Raw genomic sequence first — 17,474 nt, 5'->3', positions numbered from 1 at the left:
TAAAAAAAAGAGGCATATTTTGAAAAATAGTATCCTATTCACAACATTTTTGTTGTGTTCAACTTTCGGTTCAATGGCCTATGCAGATGAAGTTGAACTTAAGAAAAGCTGTGTGAAAGATAATCCTTTGGTGGCTGGGGAAACAGACGCGACGCTGTTGCAAATTTATGCTCAAGTTTGTGATAAAAAAAATAAAGACAATAAAAATGGTTATTTGGCCCAAGCCGCACAGCAATTCCAAAAAATTGGCAGAAACGATAAAGCTCTTCGATTGGTCAATGAATTGAATGCTAATAATATTCAACACTCGACCTTAACGGATGTGAAATTTTTAGCGGGCATTGGTATTGCTAATGAGGCACTAACTCAAATGCGTGGTGCTGAAGTTCGTTATTTGACAGATGAAACCTATGCGCACGCGATTGCGCTCAATGATGCTGTGAAAAAAGCAAAACCATTAACGGTGATTGAAGCTAAAGTCGAAGAGCCGCCAAAGCCTGTCGAAGTGCGTAGAACACGGACAACACAACGTGCAGCAACAACGCAGCGCCGTAATATAGCAGCAACACGTACGCGTCAAACTCAGCGTAACACCACGCCTGTGCGTACTCAGGCTCCGGCAGCGAAACCAGCTACACAGCCTCAGCGTGCTAATCCATTTGGGTCTTTGTCACAGAAATAAGAAACGAATAATTTAATTTAGGAAAATATTATGGCTAAGCGTGAAAGTGTACAAAAAAAATTACAACGCATCCGACCACCGCGTGTGCAATTGACCTATGACGTTGAAATTGGCGACGGTAAAGAAGTGAAAGAGTTGCCATTTGTGGTCGGTGTTTTAGGGGATTTCTCTGCAGCATCCGAGCTTGAAAAAACCAAACTCAAAGACAAAAAATTTATCAATGTTGATTTAGAGAATATTGATGAAGTGATGGAGTCTTTAGCACCGCGAGCTTCATTTCAAGTTGAAAACACGATTTCTGAAGAAGGCGGTCGCATGGGGGTTGATTTAACGTTTAACTCTATGGCGGACTTCCGACCTGAAAATGTGGTTCAGCAGGTGGATCCACTGCGTAAACTCGTAGATGCACGTGAACGTTTATCGGATTTGCGTAACAAAATTTCGAATAGCGAACGTTTAGAAGATTTACTGGATGAAGTGCTTAAAAACACGGATCAAATTCGTAAAATGAGCGCTGAAGCAGGAGCAGATGATCATGAGTAATCTACAAGCTGCTACAGCATCTAATGTTGCTACTGAAGAATCGAGTTTATTAGACTCGATTGTGGAACAAAGTCGTATTGCACGTAATGATGATGAGCATGTTCGTGCCAAAAGCTTAATTGGTGAGCTTGCCAAAGAAGTCATGGCTGGAACCATTACGGTTTCTGAAAATATGACGGTGTCAATCGATAAGCGTATTGCTGAAATTGATGCCATGATTTCAGCTCAGCTTAGCAAAATCATGCACCATGAACAATTTCAAAAAATTGAGTCGACTTGGCGCGGTCTGTATTATTTCTGCCAAGAAACACCATCAAATCCGCTCATTAAAATTCGGATGTTAAATACAACAAAAAAAGAGTTGGTGAAAGATTTCCAGGGTGCAACGGACTTTGACCAAAGCACACTGTTCAAAAAAGTCTATGAAGAAGAATTTGGCTCATTCGGTGGTGCACCGTATGCCACCTTAATTGGTGACTTCGAGTTTGATCGTACCCCATCAGATATGTATTTGCTTGAGCAAATCTCACATGTAGCCGCTGCGTCACATGCGCCGTTTATTTCGGCTGCGAGTCCATCAATCTTGGGGCTTGAGTCTTTCACCGATATTGACCGTCCACGTGATGTGTCTAAGATTTTCGAGACTGCAGAATACGTGCAATGGCGCTCGTTCCGTGAAAGTGCTGATTCGCGCTATGTTGCATTGACATTGCCACGCGTACTCGGTCGTTTGCCTTATGATCCCAAAGAGGGCTGGGCAACTGAAGGCTTTAACTTTGTAGAGTCAGTGACCGGCGAAAATCATGATGAATATCTATGGATGAACGCAGCCTATGGTTTTGGTACACGCTTAACCAATGCATTTGATATGCATGGCTGGTGTGCTGCTATTCGTGGTGTCGAAGGTGGTGGATTGGTTGAAGGTTTACCAGTTCATACCTTTAAAACCAACGATGGTGAAGTCGTCTTCAAATGCCCAACAGAAGTTGCGATCACCGACCGCCGTGAAAAAGAATTAAGTGACCTTGGTTTTATTCCTTTGGTTCACTGTAAAAATACAGATTATGCAGCCTTCTTTGGTGCGCAATCTGCTCAAAAACCGAAGAAATACGACAGTGATACAGCCAATGCCAACTCTGCATTGTCGAGCCAAATTCAATACATTATGGCTGTTTCACGAATTGCGCATTATTTAAAAGCCATGATGCGTGACAAAGTCGGAAGCTTTGCTTCAGCAGGTAATGTGGAAACATTCTTAAATGAATGGTTATCACAATATGTGTTGCTGGATGATGGTGCTTCACAAGAAGCCAAAGCACAATACCCGCTTCGTGAAGCATCGGTAAAAGTTGTAGAAGACCCAGCACAACCGGGTCACTACAAATCGGTCGTTTTCTTAAGACCACACTTCCAGTTGGATGAGTTGTCTGTTTCTCTGCGACTTGTCACTGAGCTCCCTCAGTCCTCTACTTAAAATAGGGCAACTTTATAATAATGTTAAATAAAACAGGAAATCTTCAATGAAAGATATATATGTTCAATTTCGAGGAAAATACAAAGTTGATGGCGAATCTCGTGACACTGAGCACAAAGATTGGCTTGAAGTAAATTCTTGGTCTCACAACATTCGTCAGCCTAAATCAGCGACTTCTTCAAGCGTTGGTGGTCATACTGCGGAACGTGTTGAACATTCTGACATGATTTTTGTCAAAGATTTGGATGCAACAAGTCCTAAACTTTGGGAAGCATGTTCAGCAGGTTACACATTTGATGAAGTTCAGATTGATTACTACCGTGCAAACGGCGATAAGCGTATCAAGTATTTACAAATCAAATTGAAACACGTTCTTGTTTCAAGCGTAACACCGACTGTAAATGAAGAAGGCGTACCAACTGAAGCATTCGGTCTGAAGTATGCTGCGGTTGAGTGGACCTATAATCAACAAGATATTAACGGTACTGCAAAAGGTGCTGTTACTAAAAAATGGTCACTTTCGAATAACACAGCGTCTTACGCTGCGTAATTTTAGATTGTGGTTCGAGATAGAGGTTAACGTCAAGTTAGCCTCTATTTCTCATGAATTGATGTTTTAAAATAGAATGAATTTAGATCATTTATATCCTTTTGGTTTCAGGTCGACTTTATTTGATCGCTTGATTACCAATGATGACGAACAGCTCAAGGGTTTATCCATACAAGAGCTGCGAGAATCTGTCGCTCACGATTTAGAAGATTTACTCAATAGCCGGATGGCAAAATTAGAACAAATCGATGATTTTCCTTTGGTGAAGAAATCCATTTTACAGTTTGGCATTATTGATTTTGTGGGTCTTTCCACCGCCAACCCCGCCGATCGGGACAAAATCTGTCAATCGATTGAACAATCGATTGCCGCGCATGAACCTCGTTTAACCCAGATTAAAGTAGAGATGTTATTGGATGGACATAATATGGGGTCGTTATGTCTAAGCATTCAAGCCTATTTAAACATCCATCCCTTATATGAACCTGTTGTCTTTGATGCCTTATTAAAACCTACTACACAACAATATGTAATTTCTGCAAGATCTTAAACGATTGGGGATCCCGTGATAGAAGAACTTTTACCGTATTATGAGAAACAGTTACAAGAGTTTGGTCAGCAGTCCCGTGAGTTTGCACAAAAATATCCAAAAATAGCGCAGCGACTGTCACTGAACCAAGAGCAAATTGACGATCCTCATATCGAACGGTTGATTCAAGCATTTTCGCTCATTGCTGCACGAGTCGATAAAAAACTCGCAGACAGCTATGACGTGTTTACACGTGCTTTATTTGAAGTGATGTTTCCTCAGTATCTGCGCCATTTTCCTGGCTGTACGGTGGTGAGCTTTGAAGACCTGAATAAAGTCAAACAGCTGACAGAAGCGCATTTCATTCCGCAACAGACCACGTTGAAGTCGCGGAGTTTTAAGGGTGTGCAATGTGAATTTAACACCACGCAAGACGTCAAACTTTTACCCATTTCACTTAGTCATTTAAACTTTAAGACCAATCCTACGGCGCATATGCATTTGAATCAAAATGCAACTTTGGTTTTGGGTTTTGAAATTTTTAACCAAGCACAGACCTGGCTGGTCAATGAAAAATTGCCCATTTATCTAGATGCAATTTCAAATTTTCCACTGCAAGTTTTAGACAGTATTTTTAAATCCAGCACGGGCTTTTCAATTAAAGTCGGCAATCGTGCAGTTGAAATTAACAACCCATTTACAGTCATGGGTTTTGATGAAACACAAAGTCTATTACCCATTGATCAGCATACTCATCACGCTTATCGGTTATTGATGGAGTATTTCTGTTTTTCTGAAAAATATAATTTTTTAAATCTTGATTTGAGTGTGCTCAAAGGCATCATTAAAGAGCAATCAAACTTCGAAATTCAGATTCATTTTAAATTGAATTTAAATGATCAAGCAGTGATTCGAAACTATTCGGAACTCAACATTGCCAACTTTAAGCTGTTTAGCACACCCGCCATCAATTTATTTGAAAAAAGTGCAGAACCCCAGAAAATTAATCATAAACAGCTCGAATATCCGCTGTTAACAGACGCCCATCATCCTGAGTTTTATCAAGTCTATTCGATCATTGAGATGAACATGATCCGTGAGAAAACCAATCAGGATCAAGTGTTCTTTCCTATTTTGCCTTTTTTTGCGATGAGTCATTATCATGATGAAAAAGTGCAATTTTTTTATGCTTTGAATCCCGCACAATTGCACAGCAAATATGTCGAGACGGGTTATTCGATTATCTCAAAACATTTAACCCCGTATGACACCAAATCTGATTTTATCAGTACCAAATTACTCTGTTCTAACCGTAATCTGCCGCATGAAGCGTTGAGTCAATCCAATAATATTTTGAACTTAAATGACAGTAGCCTTGCGCGCCGTGCTTTGGTGCTTAAGCGTCCGAGCTTACCGCATCAGTTTGAACAAAATCAAAAAGAACAGTGGCGCATTATTTCACATCTATCGCTGAACACTTTGGCACTGATGAAAGGTGATGCGGTCAGTCACGTTAAAGAATTACTCGAGCTATATAACCTGCCTAAAACCAAAGAAAATCATTTGCTGATTGATGCGATTAAACAAGTCGAATTTGGCTTAACGCATAAATTGGTCGAAGCCAAACCTTTCCCGATGTTTGTCCGCGGGGTCAAAGTGAGCTTACATATTGATGAGCAGGTTTTCCGCGGTCACAGTTTATATATTTTTAGTCAGTTATTGAGCCATGTGTTTAATTTGAAAGTTCAAATGAACAGTTTTGTCGATGTGGTAATTTTTGATGTTCATTCTCAGCAGGAGTTATACCAATGCGTTCAGAACGTTGGTGGCAAGAAGCTTCTGTAACGGATGAGTTATTCAAAGTCCCGACAGCATTTGAGCTGGTTCAAAGTACGCGAGTTTTGCGTCATGTGCCTTATCAGCAGCATTTAAAATATTGGGCAGACGAATTTAGCTTTGAGTCCTCACTAGAGCTGAATTTTCCGAAAACTGAGATTGAATCGCTATCGATTGTAGATGAGCGAGTACATTTGACCAACTTAATGGTTGGTCTGACGGGTATGCAAGGTGCTTTACCTTATACCTATACCAACAAAGTCAAACAAGCCTCACGTATCCAGCGTAAAGAAACAGTCAAGTTTTTAGGTCTATTTAATCATAAGCTCACGGCGCAATATGTTGACTCGTGTATGACCTATAACTTGCCTGTTCGATATGAAATTGAAAATGAAAACCATTATTTAAATATTTTACATGCACTCAATGGCTATGTGAGCGAGCAACACCAGCAAGTTGAGTTAGATGATTATTTCGCCGAATTTGCAGGTTTAATGCAGGGACAAAACAATACCGCACATGCGTTGAAAACCATGTTAACCCGTGTATTTAATCAAAATGTGGCTGTGCAGGAGTTCATCGAAGAAAAGTTTAAGTTGGCAGACGAGCAGCGTACCGTTTTAGGCGGCAAAAATCCAAGTTTGCTGGGGATCAATACCTTCTGTGGGGAAAGCATTAAACAGATTGATGGCAAGATTGAAATTCAAATTGGACCCTTAAGCCGCAAAGCCTATTTGGATTTTCTGCCGAACCAAAAAGCCAGTAAAAAGTTGAAAAGTTTGTTGCAGAGCTGGTGTAGTCCAACACTCTTGGTTGATGTGCGTTTAATTTTAGATCAGAAAGAAGTTCAACCGATTTGTTTAAGTTCATCGCAATTCTTTGGTTTAAATCAAGGGGCTTTTTTAATGCTGGATACGCCAAAAGATAATGGTGAAACTCGTTATGCACTACTTGGGGTGGCATCATGATCAAAATTATTTTAGGCGTTTTTGCCACTGTTTTTATTTTAGTGTCCAGCATAGTGGTGTTGTATTGGCGTGATGTCAATTATGACCCCGCGACCCAAGATTTATTGATTTTTTTTGGTTTAATTCCTTTTGCACTGACCTTCCTCATGGTCATGCCATTTCTGATTAAAAAGTGGTATCAAGAACAACAAGAAAAGAAAAATAATCCGACACTGGCAAGTGAACAAGATGACACCGTGCAGCTTGCGCCAGAGCAAATTGAGTGGTTACATTTAAATGTGTTTTCCAGCGGTGCATTGAGTGCTTTAGGTGAGAATGACTCAATTTGGGATGAAATCAAAAACTTTAAAAGTGCTGAATTGGATCAAAAGCTACAAAACGGCTATGGTTTGCCTATTTTAAGTTATCGGATTGCAGATTTAGACGATTTACTGGGTGATGAGAACGAAGACGACTTTACATCGCTTAGCGCTCGTCAATGTCGCATCAGCGCGCTCATAAAACAGCAATTAGAACATCAGAGCCAAACCTTGTGGCAGGTGGCAGAACATCTAAAAAAATCTTCCCTATTTTATGAAGGTCAGTTGGTGCAAGAGTATCGTATGCATCCCGCTTGGATTGATCCTCATGCAGAAGTCGATGATGAGCCGACTTTAGACAGAAGGGCAGAGCAGGTTGCGCGCTTGAACCAGCTGCAGATTCATTTGATTTTAGCTGAAGATGTTTTACATACTTGGGATGAGAGTGATACCCAAGAGCAAATTGAGCAGTTCTTAATTAGCTTGGGTTATATTCCGCAGAAGTTCCACGTGGAGTTTCATTATTGGGGTAAAGAAACCGCCTATAAAAACTGGTTGGACTTGTTACAGCAGATTGAAAAGAGCCCAGATACGGTCAGCTTGATATTGGCGGTGGACTCAGAAATTGATCAAGACATAGTGGATGAAAAAACATGGGTGTCTGAGCATTATATTCCGTCTGAATTTATTGGAAGTTGTTGTCTAGCCGCGACATCAGTGTTAATAAATGAATTGTTGCCACAAAAAATGATAAAAATAGCGTTGAATGAAGCTCAGCTTTCCAATACGTTGCAACACCTAAATTATGAAAAGCTTGAACAATATCAACAAGAACAGCCTTTTGTGATGCAACTGGACGATATCACAGATTTAAAAGTGGTAAAGCATTTAGAGCACAATTTTGCACAAACCCCGATAGAACAGCACCATTATTTATTTATGAAGCAAAGTCTTGGTCAGACGGAAAATATCGCCAAAGTTTTTGGATTTATGCTCGCCCTGCAAGCCCCAGATGACCTCGTCACATTGGTGTATTGCTGTGAACAACAGCATACCCAAAGCTTCATTGAAAAAATAGAAGGTGACATAGAAGGTGACGAAGTTGCTGTTTGATCTAACCTATTTTGTAAAGTTTAATAAAAGAATGAGAAACTCATGTATATAATTTTAGGCTATGTATGGCAGTACGTGACCAATCCAAAGGCAATCATTGCATTGTCTTTGTTTGTTGCGTTGGTCTCTGCCTATAACACCATTCCAAGACAGTATTTTTGGCCTTTGGCGGCCGCTTATGTGATCGGTTTGATCGCTTATGGCATCTATTGGTTTATTCAACGTCGTCGTAATGAACAGCAAGGTGAAGAACTGGCTGAAGCCATTGAGAAAGATACCCAAGCTGAATACGGAAAACAAAAAGATAAAGATGAACTTTCATTAGTCAATCAACAAATGAAAGAATCAATTCAGCTGATTCGAAAGTCAAAACTGGGCGATAAAAAAGGCAACGCAGCCTTATATGAATTGCCATGGTATATGGTCATTGGTAACCCAGCTGCAGGTAAAAGTTCTGCCATTTATAACTCAGGTTTAAAATTCCCTTTTGAAGAGACGCATCAAAGCGCAGTATCTTCTGGTTTAAGTGGTACACGTAACTGTGACTGGTTTTTCTCCACGGAAGGTGTATTGCTGGATACTGCAGGGCGTTATTCTGTGTATTCAGAAGATCATTCAGAGTGGATCGGCTTTTTAAACTTATTGAAAAAAAATCGTTCTAAAGCACCGATTAACGGTTTAATTGTCACGGTCAGTATTGCTGAATTAATCAGTCAAAGTCCTGAAAAATCACTCAAGCTGGCAAAGAACTTACGCGCACGTATTCAAGATTTAACTGAACGCTTAGAGATTTTTGCACCGGTGTATTTGGTCTTTTCTAAAATGGACTTAATTGCAGGGTTCACCGAATTTTTTGACTGTTATGATCAAGACGAGTTTGATCAGGTGTGGGGCGCAACACTTCCTTATAATCCAGATTCATCCAACAATGCGGTAGAGCTGTTCGAGCAGCATTACAATATTTTATATGATGGCTTGAAGAGCGTCAGTACCACGCATTTAAGTCGTCGCCATGCACAAAATATCTCACCGAGTGTGATGACCTTTCCTTTAGAGTTTAAGACGCTTAAACCTGCGCTAAAAACCTTTATTGGGACTTTGTTTGAAGAAAATCCTTATCAGTTTAAACCGGTTTTCCGTGGCTTTTATTTTACCAGTGCACTGCAAGAAGGCGTGATTGAAAGTCCAATGACTGAGCAAATTGCTCAAGAGTTTAATTTAAATAAAATCCCGAACAGTGAACACGGCATCCCGAAAAATTCGGTATCGCAAAACCATGGTTATTTCTTAAAAGGTCTGTTTTCGGATGTGATCTTAAAAGACAAAAACTTGGTCAAGCAGCATATTAATCCGGGCAAAAAGCGTCAGCGTTATTTGAGCTTTATTGCAGCGTTATTGGGCGTGTCGGTGATTTTGGGACTGTGGGTATGGTCCTACCGAAATAACCAGCAACTGATTGCAGACGTTCAAGCAGATTTAAATAAAGTCGTACAAATGGAACAAGCATCGGGTCAAAATCTCTCGACTCAATTGGATGCATTGTTGGTGCTTCAGCAGCGTTTAGAGCAGCTCGATGGTTTTGATGAAAATCGTCCATTGAAATTTGGTTTTGGTTTATATCAAGGCAATGATTTACGCGAAAAATTAAAAACCGAATACTTAAATGGTATTCGTCAAATAGTTTTAGAGCCATCGCAACAAAATATAGCGCAGTTTTTACAACGCGTGAAAGGCAATGAAGCGACCTTAAGATCGAATCACGTGAATGTAGATGTACAACAGGTGGCAGGCGCACGTCCTGCGCAAACCAATCTTGAGCCTTCAGATGCCAATCCGCAAGATGCCTACAATGCTCTAAAAGCTTACTTGATGATGAGTAATCCTCAATATATGGAAGCAGGGCATTTAAGTGATCAAGTCACCCGTTTTTGGCGTTCATGGCTCGATGCCAATCGGGGTCAAATGCCACGCGGTGAAATGATTCAAAAAGCTGAGCAAGTGCTGACCTATGCGATGACCTTAGCCAATGATCAAAAATTCCCGAAACTAGACTCAGATTCGCAATTGGTCGACCAAAGCCGTCAAGTGTTACTTGCTGTGATGAAAGGGATGCCTGCGCGTGATCGTGTTTATAATGAAATTAAAATGCGTGCAGCAGTGCGTTACCCAGCGGTCACTACAGCGCAAATTGTGGGTGAGCCTAACCGCGCTGTGGTGCTGGGTTCATACGCTTTACCGGGCGTATTCACACAAAAAGCATGGAGTGAATACGTTGAAAAAGCGATTGATGAAGCAGCAAACAGCCCAACCGATTCACGTGATTGGGTACTGAACAGCAATCAATCGGATGACTTAACCTTCAGCGGCAGCCCTGATCAGATTCGTCGTCAATTGACCGATGTTTATAAAAAAGAATATATTGCTGAATGGCGTAAATTTTTAAATGGCATTTACTATGCCAAACAAGCTGATTTTGCGCAGCAGCATAAATCGATTGATTTGTTGGGTGAACCGCAAAATTCACCGATTCGTATTTTGATTGAACGCACAGCCAAAGAAACCAGTTGGGATAATCCTGTGGTGTTGGCAGAGCTGGCAGCGCCACAAACCGGCTTTGTGGCTTGGTTTAAGCGCAAAGTCCTGCGTCAAGATGCCGCCAATGTCGCCGAGCGTGCAGCAACCCAAGCGCAAGGTCCAATTTCGAAAGAATTTAATGTGTTCTATCAGTTGGTGCGTAAACGTGATGACCAAGAAAACAAATCACTATTAGATGAATACTTGGCAAGTTTGGCGCAAGTGCGTAGTAAGTTTAATGACTTACGTAATGCCGGTGATATTGGTCCAAATGCGATGGCATTGGTCAAGCAAACCATCAATGAACAAACCTCTGTATTTAATACCACGCAGAAATTGGTCGATGAAAAGTTATCTGTAGGTCTGAATAATATTGACAATAAAATGGTGCAAAAACTGTTGGTGAGCCCACTGACGGCATCTTTTGAAAGTCTCATTCCACCGACGCAAGACGAAATTAATAAATTGTGGACGATGCAAGCGTATCAACCCTTTACGCAAACGTTAAGCCAAAAAGTGCCGTTTAATTCGTCAGCAAGCATTCAAGCCACCAGTGGTGAAATTGGTCAAATCTTCGGTGAGGGCGGTAGCATTGCCAACTTTATTAAAGAGACACTGGATCCCTTTGTGATTCGTCGTGGTTATACCTTGACCTCTAAAACATGGAAAGAGCAAGGGATTATCTTAAATCCACAGTTTGTAATGAATTTTCAGCGCTATGTTGCACCACTCAATGGTGTGGCGACTGGAACATTGGGTCAAGGTACGACACCTGCACCAGCGGCTGCGAATCAGTCTAACTTCCAGTTCTATCCATTGCCTAACCCGCAATTACTGTCTTACACCATTGATATTGATGGACAGCGTTTGGTCTTTGAAAATGGGATTCAACAGTGGGTGAATTTTGTTTGGCCAAATGCAGGTGCAATTCCAGGTGCACGTATTACCGCCGTTGATTTAGAAGGTAAAACGCATACGATTTTTGATGCACCTGGTGAATACGGCATTAACCGCCTAATCGATTCTTCACAGCGCCGCGAGCAAGGTGGCGTGGTCGAGATGACATGGGCCAGTGCACAGCAGCCGTCCGTTGCAGTGAAGGTCAACTTCCGTCTGATCAGTGGCAATTCAGGTCAAGGTGGCACGGGTGTCGGTTCCAACCGTGATTTAAACGGCGTGCAATTGGTGGATAAAGTCACCACCAACAAAGCCACAGTACGTGTGGTATCGGCGCAGCAAGCACCGACCCCAACACCTGCGGCACCTGTTGCCAATCCAAATACAACCGCAGCGCTTCAAAATGCAACACGAGGAGCTGCGAACCCATGATTCAATACCCAGCAGTGACGCGAATGTTGAACCCCAATGGAGTAGCCCTATGCACGTGCTAAAAACCACGCCTTTATATTATGGCAAAAGCCCTGCACGAGGTGACTTCCTCAAAACCAAAGGTCAGTATGCACTGATTCAAGTGATTGATCAGTGGATTACGGAAGCCTTAGAACATGCCATGAAGCATCCTGAATTTGATCAGCGCTATCGTTCATTGGCATCTTTGGATTTCTTTATTGCTAATCCCAAAGAAAATATGTTCTTAACGGCAAACTTAATTACCAGTCAAGACAGCTCAGGTCGTCAATTTCCGATGGTGCTGAGCCACTTAATTGAAGTTAAGTCGCCGTTTCAAAACCTGTTGTTTGCACCTTATAGTTATAAACCTGTATTGATCGATTTATTTCAAAAAAATCGTATCCTTCGCACGGTCAGTGACCCAGATATTTTGCTGGATAAATTGGCCAAGCTCAAAGGTGAAATTCAGGTTTTAGATGCTCAAGAGACCAGTGGATTTTTTGAAAATCACACCATGCATTCTTTTGCGCAGCTGATGAAAATCAGTGTTTATGAGCTTGCCCAAAGCATGATTGGTTTGGGCTTACTGCTGCAACCTGTGCTTAAACATGGCACTGAAAAACTCAATAAAGTGCTGATTTTACCGATTAACAATCCAAGCTATTGTTATGAGTTGGCGGCCTTCTGGGTGAGCTTGATTTCTAGATTCTTGTCTAAACACAATACTGAAGTGTTGATCGGGATTTTGCATTCAGATAATCCCGTCCTGTTGTTTGGTTTTCAAGGTGCAGACATTGAAGCTTTGAGTGATATTTTTACCCAAAATATGCAAAATGAGCATTGGGTGTCTTTGGTTCAAGCACAGTGGATCGATCCGTATTTGGAGCAAAATGCAGGCTTGGCAGCGCTCGAACAAGGTCTGTGCGAACGACAACTCAGTCTGAATCAGGGCATGAAACTGTTTAGACAAACCTTTATAGAAGAATCATAATGAAGATAAATACAAAAATGATCACTGCTTTGAAGCTGAGCAGTCTATGTTTCGCCTTGAGTCTGAGCAGTTTAAGCTTTGCTAGAGATATCGTGGTTGAAGGGGTCGTGCCGAATGAAACCAGTAAACAAGCGATCTTGGTGAAAATGCGTTCGGTGTATAACGAAGACCAAATCATTGACAAGATTCAGGTCAGACCCGTTGCTGCGCCCAATGGTTGGAGTGATTCAGTCACGCGGGTGATTACACCAGATTTGAAAAAAGTGTCTCAAGGTAAACTCAGTGTGCGTGGTACGCAGGTAGATTTGTCTGGAAAAATGTTGAATCAAGCGGAGATTCAGCCCTTTACCAGCAATTTTCAAAGCTTGGTGACGGCGCCTTATCGTTTTAGTTCGCAACTGTCGGTCAACCAAGCTGAGCAGGCGGTGATTGATAATGCATTGAAGAATCGTATTATTGAATTTGAATCAGGCAGTGCTGTACTTTTACCTGCAGGCACACAAATCTTAGACGAGATGGTGGTTGCGTTAAATCGGGTTCAGGGCAAAAATGTCAAAATTATTGGGCATACCGACAGTCAAGGTAATCCTGATAAAAATAAAATGTTGAGTCAACAGCGTGCAGATGCAGTGAAACAATATTTAATTTCTAAAAGCATTGCAGCGACACGTTTGAGTACCGAAGGTTTAGGTGCAGATAAACCTGTTGCAGATAATGCAAGTCCTGAAGGACGTAAGAAAAATCGCCGTATTGAATTTGAGGTGTTATAAGCCCCAATTCATTTATAACAATAAGGAAAATTTGATGGCATTTCCGTATATTACGATGGGTTCGCCCACAACGGGTGGTGGCAAAGTAATTACCGCCAATCAATCTTTTTTGATTGAAGGTAAACCCGTGGCCTGTGTGGGTGATCAAGCTACTTGTCCAAAGCACAAGACCACAGCGACCATTGTAGCAGGTGACAACAAAATGGTCGTAATGGGCAAACCAGCTGCACAGCACAACTCTCCGCTGTCTTGTGGCTGTAAATGTATTGGTAATCAGTCCTTAACCGTTGGACAGAACTAAATAATTCCTAAATGGGTAAATTAAAACTCTAAGTTGAACTTGGAGTTTTTTTTGCACATTTTTTGCATGTTTCTTAACGATGACAGCTTTACATTAAAGTTGAGATTATTGGTTGATTCATACTGCTTTTTGCACGACATTAAATACAGACTTAGATTAGCACTTGAAGTGCAACACCATGTTCTTGGAGTAATACCTGACTCGGACTTTTAAATCCGAGTCTTTTTCTTGGGCGATGATTCAAACGCTTAGTAATCTCTGAAATATATTCATCCGTGTAGTTATTTAGATCACTTCCTTTTCTGATGTATTGCCTGATCAGACCATTCGTATTCTCATTTGTGCCTCTCTGCCATGCACTGTAAGGATCTGCAAAGTAGAATTCTATTTCCAGTTCATTCGCGATTTGTTCATGTAGGCTAAATTCCTTGCCATTATCAGCAGTAATCGTCTTTAACTTCTCTTTGATTGGAGCCAGCAAGTCAACAGTGGCTTCACAAACCGCCTGACTCTTGCGAGTGCTACATTTCTTTAACCAAAGATAGCCTGTTTTCCTATCTACAATTGAAACTAAAGACTGCTGCTGATTTTTGCCCACAATCGTATCTATTTCTAAATCACCAAAACGTGATCGCTTCTCAATGATGTGTGGCCTATCGTGAATGCTTTTACGGTTACTGAGCATCCCACGAGTTTCTGGTTGTCCATACTTTCTTTTTCGTTGATTTCTAAAACGTAAATGAAGATAAAGACTGCCTCCTTTGAGTTTATCTTGCTGAATATATCGATAGATTGAATGCATACTGATAGCTACGTGAGAAGCGATTTGTTCGGGACTCCATTGCAAAGCAAGATAGCTTTCGATCTGTTGCAATAGGGAGGAACTTACAGTTCTATGATTCGAGATATGGCGTCTTTTAGCCAGTTTATGAGCATGTTTAGCAAAGTAGCCATTTCTATTACGATTACGTTTGATCTCTCTACAAATTGTAGAGGGAGCACGAGCCAATCTGAGGGCAATATGACGCGTAGAAAAACCTTCGCGTAGTAATGTATAAATCTGATATCTTTCTTCTTGGGTAAGATGAGTATAGTTCATGATGCAACTTTGACTTTGGTCGGTCTGGAAGCAGAATGCTATCTCATTTTACTTCCTACCTAAAATTAATCTCTGTTGCACTTCGTTTGAGAATCTAAGAGAAATGAAAATAACAACAGGACGTTAGCATGATGAAAAAAGTACCGACCCATATTCAATTGAACAAGCCTTCACTACCACGATTCATTGCCCTGAGTTTGATCAGTGGTTTGTCATCTGTGAGCGTGATGGCTGCAGCCCCTGATCAAGTTAAAAAAGTCATTGAGGCGGAAAAGCCAATCTACTTAAACACCTTAAAAGACTTGGTTCAGATTGAATCAGGCAGTAAGGATATCGCAGGTTTAAACCAGATTGCTCAAATGGTTGCTACACGTTTAAAGCAGGCAGGTGCAGAGGTCAGCGTTAAAAATAGCGAAAATATTTATCGAATGGATGACACGCCAGAGCAGATGGGCCCCATGGTCAAAGCCGTGCTGAAAGGCAAGGGTAAAAGCAAAATCATGTTGATCGCACACATGGATACAGTCTATGAAAAAGGCATGTTAAAAGATCAACCTTTTAAAGTTGAAGGCGATAAAGCTTATGGTTTAGGTATTATTGACGACAAGCAAGGCGTGGCTGCAATCTTGCATGTCATCGATAGTTTAAAGAAATTGAACTATCAAAATTACGGTACGATTACCGTATTACTGAATTCCGATGAAGAAATTAGCTCACCTGCTTCACGTCAACTCATCACTGAGACTGGGCAAGATCAAGATATTGTGCTGTCATTTGAAGGGGGCGGTAAGGAGGGTCATTTAAGACTGGCGACCAGTGGAATCGGCGCGGCTTATTTAGACATTAAAGGCAAGGCTTCACATGCTGGAGTCAAGCCTGAGGCAGGGGTCAATGCATTGACTGAGCTGTCCCATCAAATTGCACAGCTACAAAATTTATCCAATCCTCAAACGGGTTTAAAGCTGAATTGGACGGTTGCACAAGCAGGGAAAACCCGTAATGTGATTCCAGATTCAGCCAGTGCGCAAGCAGACGTTCGTGCGATTCGCGTGGAAGATTTTACTGCTGTTGAGAAAACACTGATTGAAAAGGTCAAAAATAAAAAGCTTTCTGACAGTCAGGTGAACGTGAAATTTGAAGTCCGTCGTCCGCCACTCACGGCAAATGATGCTTCAAAGAAACTCGCAGAAAAGGCCCAACAAATTTATAAAAATGAGCTAAACATACCTTTGACTGTGTCAAGTCAACCAACAGGCGGTGGCACAGATGCAGCCTTTGCAGGTTTGAAGTCTAAGGCAGCCGTTTTAGAAGGTGTGGGACTCTCTGGCGATGGTGCGCATTCAAGCAATGCAGAATACATTTTAATCGACAGTATTGTGCCGCGGTTATATCTTGCAACGCGCTTAATTATTGAAGCCTCTAAGTAAGTAATCGTGATCGTATTTAAGTAGTCATGACCGTTGAGAAGCTGTATTAGACTTATGTTCAATACAGCTTCTTCATAGCGCGACTCAAAATACAATAGACAATAAAAAAAGCCCGAACATCCTGTTCGGGCTTTTTTAGATTCGTTATGTCGGTATAACTCCTGTTGTACCTATTTGCTTCCTGCAATTTTATTTTTTATTCGATGTTGAGACATCCTGTCTCTGTATGTCTTTACTATAGTTCGATCATTAAGTGCTGCATAGTCAATAAATGCACCATAGTGTGTACGCCAAAGCGTACATCGCCACTGAATTTAAGCACTCACATATTGAATCAGTTTTTTGAATGCACTTTCTAAGGCTTTTTCATCAAATTGATTGGCACTAAATTCAGGTTCAGCACAGCGTGTGAAAATATCCCGAATTTCAATCACAGCATTGGTATCCACCAAGCCAAGCTGAGTTGCCACTTGACGAATTTGATCAATCGAACGCGAACCATTGGTACCGCCATAACTGACATAAGCAGCAGGTTTACCATTCCACTCTTTACCTAAGTAATCCAAAGCATTTTTAAGCGCAGGGCTATAACCATGGTTATATTCAGGACTAATGAAAATAAAGGCATCGCCTTGTGCGATTTTATCTGCCCAATCTTGCTGTTTGGGTTGATCATAAATGTCGGTAAGGGGTGGATTTACTCCAGCAAAAATAGGCAAATCCCATGTTTTTAGATCGACAATTTCAACCTGTAGAGTGCTGAAATCATATTGTTTGATACTGCTTTCAATCCAACGTGCCACTTTAATGGCAGTACGACCTTCACGCACACTGCCGACAATAATGTGAATTTTCATTCTATGATCCTGATTTTTCTTGTGGTTTTAAATTAACACTGTAAAAATAATTGCATAGAGATAAATTGTATCTTGCATCAAAAAAGCTCCCGAAGGAGCTTTTAAAAATTC

15 protein-coding genes are annotated in these 17,474 nt (G+C 41.1%); 13 read left to right on the top strand and 2 right to left on the bottom strand.

Annotated elements, in window-relative coordinates; all coding sequences use genetic code 11:
• Nucleotides 1-19 precede the first annotated feature (19 nt).
• The 12 genes from AMD27_RS15970 to AMD27_RS15915 all read left to right on the top strand — a co-directional run bounded on the left by AMD27_RS15970 (nt 20) and on the right by AMD27_RS15915 (nt 13,980).
• Entirely contained in the window at nt 20-682 is a 663-nt protein-coding gene (locus AMD27_RS15970; protein ID WP_228140683.1) for a hypothetical protein, read from the top strand.
• 30 nt (nt 683-712) lie between these two features.
• A complete protein-coding gene (gene tssB, locus AMD27_RS15965) occupies nt 713-1,225 on the top strand; it encodes a type VI secretion system contractile sheath small subunit (RefSeq protein ID WP_067662501.1) in 513 nt (170 codons plus the stop codon).
• The gene (gene tssC / locus AMD27_RS15960) at nt 1,218-2,699 is read left to right on the top strand and encodes a type VI secretion system contractile sheath large subunit (RefSeq protein WP_067662498.1); all 1,482 of its coding nucleotides are present in this window, start codon (nt 1,218-1,220) and stop codon (nt 2,697-2,699) included. Before tssB ends, tssC begins: the two co-directional genes overlap by 8 nt.
• A gap of 46 nt (nt 2,700-2,745) precedes the next feature.
• On the top strand, nt 2,746-3,249 hold the full coding sequence (locus AMD27_RS15955; RefSeq protein ID WP_067662494.1) for an Hcp family type VI secretion system effector: 504 nt from the start codon (nt 2,746-2,748) through the stop codon (nt 3,247-3,249).
• A 76-nt stretch (nt 3,250-3,325) separates the two neighbouring features.
• The gene (gene tssE, locus AMD27_RS15950) at nt 3,326-3,799 is read left to right on the top strand and encodes a type VI secretion system baseplate subunit TssE (protein WP_067662491.1); all 474 of its coding nucleotides are present in this window, start codon (nt 3,326-3,328) and stop codon (nt 3,797-3,799) included.
• 15 nt (nt 3,800-3,814) lie between these two features.
• Entirely contained in the window at nt 3,815-5,623 is a 1,809-nt protein-coding gene (gene tssF / locus AMD27_RS15945) for a type VI secretion system baseplate subunit TssF (RefSeq protein ID WP_067662487.1), read from the top strand.
• On the top strand, nt 5,587-6,582 hold the full coding sequence (gene tssG / locus AMD27_RS15940) for a type VI secretion system baseplate subunit TssG (RefSeq protein WP_067662484.1): 996 nt from the start codon (nt 5,587-5,589) through the stop codon (nt 6,580-6,582). Before tssF ends, tssG begins: the two co-directional genes overlap by 37 nt.
• Entirely contained in the window at nt 6,579-7,994 is a 1,416-nt protein-coding gene (locus AMD27_RS15935; protein ID WP_067662481.1) for a hypothetical protein, read from the top strand. The genes tssG and AMD27_RS15935 overlap by 4 nt, the downstream gene beginning before the upstream one ends.
• A 42-nt stretch (nt 7,995-8,036) precedes the next feature.
• Complete coding sequence (gene tssM, locus AMD27_RS15930; RefSeq protein WP_067662478.1) at nt 8,037-11,897, top strand: type VI secretion system membrane subunit TssM; 3,861 nt, start codon at nt 8,037-8,039, stop codon at nt 11,895-11,897.
• 49 nt (nt 11,898-11,946) lie between these two features.
• The gene (gene tagF / locus AMD27_RS15925; RefSeq protein ID WP_067662475.1) at nt 11,947-12,909 is read left to right on the top strand and encodes a type VI secretion system-associated protein TagF; all 963 of its coding nucleotides are present in this window, start codon (nt 11,947-11,949) and stop codon (nt 12,907-12,909) included.
• Nucleotides 12,909-13,679 carry an OmpA family protein gene (locus tag AMD27_RS15920; RefSeq protein ID WP_067662472.1) on the top strand — a complete coding sequence of 257 codons (771 nt, stop codon included), beginning with the start codon at nt 12,909-12,911 and terminating at the stop codon, nt 13,677-13,679. The genes tagF and AMD27_RS15920 overlap by 1 nt, the downstream gene beginning before the upstream one ends.
• Nucleotides 13,680-13,713: 34 nt before the next feature.
• On the top strand, nt 13,714-13,980 hold the full coding sequence (locus AMD27_RS15915) for a PAAR domain-containing protein (protein WP_067662469.1): 267 nt from the start codon (nt 13,714-13,716) through the stop codon (nt 13,978-13,980).
• A gap of 151 nt (nt 13,981-14,131) precedes the next feature.
• On the opposite strand, the gene AMD27_RS15910 is transcribed toward AMD27_RS15915, so the two are convergent.
• Nucleotides 14,132-15,079 (bottom strand): IS30 family transposase, encoded by a 948-nt coding sequence (locus tag AMD27_RS15910; RefSeq protein ID WP_067656902.1) that lies wholly within the window; start codon nt 15,077-15,079, stop codon nt 14,132-14,134.
• A gap of 128 nt (nt 15,080-15,207) precedes the next feature.
• Here AMD27_RS15910 and AMD27_RS15905 point away from each other — a divergent pair, with 128 nt between their 5' ends.
• Nucleotides 15,208-16,506: a glutamate carboxypeptidase gene (locus tag AMD27_RS15905; protein WP_228140682.1), complete on the top strand. Its 1,299-nt coding sequence runs from the start codon at nt 15,208-15,210 to the stop codon at nt 16,504-16,506.
• Between the two features lie 314 nt (nt 16,507-16,820).
• Here AMD27_RS15905 and AMD27_RS15900 read toward each other — a convergent pair whose 3' ends face one another.
• Nucleotides 16,821-17,363, bottom strand: a complete 543-nt coding sequence (locus AMD27_RS15900; RefSeq protein ID WP_067662463.1) for an NADPH-dependent FMN reductase — start codon at nt 17,361-17,363, stop codon at nt 16,821-16,823.
• Nucleotides 17,364-17,474: the final 111 nt, after the last annotated feature.

Source organism: Acinetobacter sp. TGL-Y2, assembly GCF_001612555.1.
Classification (GTDB): domain Bacteria; phylum Pseudomonadota; class Gammaproteobacteria; order Pseudomonadales; family Moraxellaceae; genus Acinetobacter.
Note: the sequence above shows the minus strand (reverse complement) of the source record. Positions and strands in the feature narration are given on the sequence as shown.